Below are 1,216 nucleotides of genomic sequence, written 5' to 3'. Positions count from 1 at the left end.
AGCGACGACGTGAACGAGCGAAGCTTGTATTTCGACGGACCAGAGTCCGCATCGGAACAGAGCGCGGCGATGTCGAGAAGCGCGTCAGGTCCCCCGCTCACACCAATCCCGTTGCGAATGCGGGTGTTGGCCTGGTCCTTGTAGCCCCCGAGCTCGTAGCCGATGCCGCCAACGCCGGACGTGTACCAGGGGAACTGATTGGCGAGGTCGGTGCATCGATAGTTGGTGAGGATGTTTTCCTGCGAACCGTTGCGCGCGCCGGTGGAGATGCGGGGCGGGATCGTGCCCTGCATCACCTTCGTGTGCCCGAACGAGCGCATTTGGGCGTAGAACTTCTGAAGGCTTGCCCAGATCCTCGTGTCGGTTTGCCCGCCGCCCACATCGTTGGTGCCGAGGCTGCAGTAGGTCGTGGTGCAGAAGCGGGCGTAGGCGCGGCTGAAATAGTTATTCGCATTCCAGTGGCCGATCTGCCGGCCACCGAGCGAGTGCGAGAAGAACGGGATGCCGGCTGCGAAGGCGGCGCGCTTGCAATAGCCCCCGCCATTGTCACCCACGCCGCCACCGTCCGACAGGCGGTCGCCGATCGAGTCCGTGGCCACGAAGAGCGAAGGCACCTGCGTCTTGCCGTCCACCGGAAGGCCGACGATCATCACAGGAGCCGGGCCGGGCAGCGTGGCACCGCCTGAAGGCTGGTTGATCCCGCCCTGGATCATCACAAGGTCGGCCGGCGCGCGGGTGTCCACGGCCGGATCATAGATGTAGGAGGTACCGAGGGTCTGACCGCAGACATAGACCACCGCACCATCTGGAATGTCCGAGATGGTATTCGTGATGATTTCCGCAGAGTCCTCGAACTCGGTCAGCCCGAACATCGAGGGCGTCAACTCGTCCGCGAAGTAGAGGTCGCAGCCACCCGGAATGGTGAATGTCTGCGAACCTCCGAAGAGAAGGCGAACGACCGGCGTGGGCGCACCGGGGATTTCGACCGATGCCGCCGCGATGGGCGTGCCCGGCCCCGCCAGTTCCTCCGAACTGGTGAGAGCCTCGATGCGGACGGTCGAGAACCCAACGTACAGCGACTTCTGCGAACACCGGCCAAGCTTCATCGGCTTGCGCGCATAAGTGCGGGTTCGGGTACCGAAGGCACCGCGTGAGGCGTTGTTGACCTGCCCCGCCATGGCGACAGTCCTGTAACCGGCCGCGAGCATGGCCGGCC

1 protein-coding gene is annotated in these 1,216 nt (G+C 64.3%); it reads right to left on the bottom strand.

Annotated elements, in window-relative coordinates; genetic code table 11:
• Window positions 1-1,216 (bottom strand): hypothetical protein (locus NS365_RS24695; protein ID WP_193753523.1); only part of this gene is annotated, 1,216 nt, incomplete at both ends.

It is taken from the genome of Aureimonas ureilytica (genome assembly GCF_001475935.1).
Classification (GTDB): domain Bacteria; phylum Pseudomonadota; class Alphaproteobacteria; order Rhizobiales; family Rhizobiaceae; genus Aureimonas; species Aureimonas ureilytica_A.
Note: the sequence above shows the minus strand (reverse complement) of the source record. Positions and strands in the feature narration are given on the sequence as shown.